The 520-nt window shown below is 70.0% G+C and carries 1 protein-coding gene; it reads right to left on the reverse strand.

From position 1 onward, the window contains the following. The coding region (locus tag ABD894_RS28235) for an ATP-binding cassette domain-containing protein (protein ID WP_425563013.1) at positions 1-501 on the reverse strand (501 nt) is incomplete at its 3' end. Between the last annotated feature and the right edge of the window lie 19 nt (positions 502-520).

Here is a 520-nt window from a genome sequence, read left to right on the forward strand (position 1 = left end):
GCCGCGCTTGACGCGGACCTCGCTGCCCGCACTGGAGCCGACCAGGATGATGCGTCGACCTCCGGTGCCGCCCGTCGCGTCCTTGACCCGACCCCGACCCGTCCACGCGATCTGCCGCTGGTCGACCTCTGCATCGTCGGCGACGAGCAGCGCCGGCTCCGTGATGAGCACCGAGGCCAGTGCGAGCAGCTGCTTCTGCCCTCCGGACAGCTCCGTCGCCGGGACGTGCGCCCGCTCGGCGAGGCCGTGCTCGGCGAGGACGCACCCACTTGGGCACAGTATCTGCTCGACCGGGGTGCGAGCGAAGCCCGACTGCGCGCGGACGATCTCGGGCTGGAGCGGATCGAGGATCTCGCCTCCGTGGTGCTGATGAGCGTGGCGAACCGGCGCGCAACCTGGGGGCGCTTCAACCTGCACGCCGAGACCATGCGGCAGATCATGGGAGTCCGGTTCGCAACCACCGACGACCGTATCCGAGTGCTCGATCAGATCGTCGCGCACGCCGAAGCCGAATCGCTCC

The organism is Mucilaginibacter gynuensis (assembly GCF_039541195.1).
Lineage (GTDB): Bacteria > Bacteroidota > Bacteroidia > Sphingobacteriales > Sphingobacteriaceae > Mucilaginibacter > Mucilaginibacter gynuensis.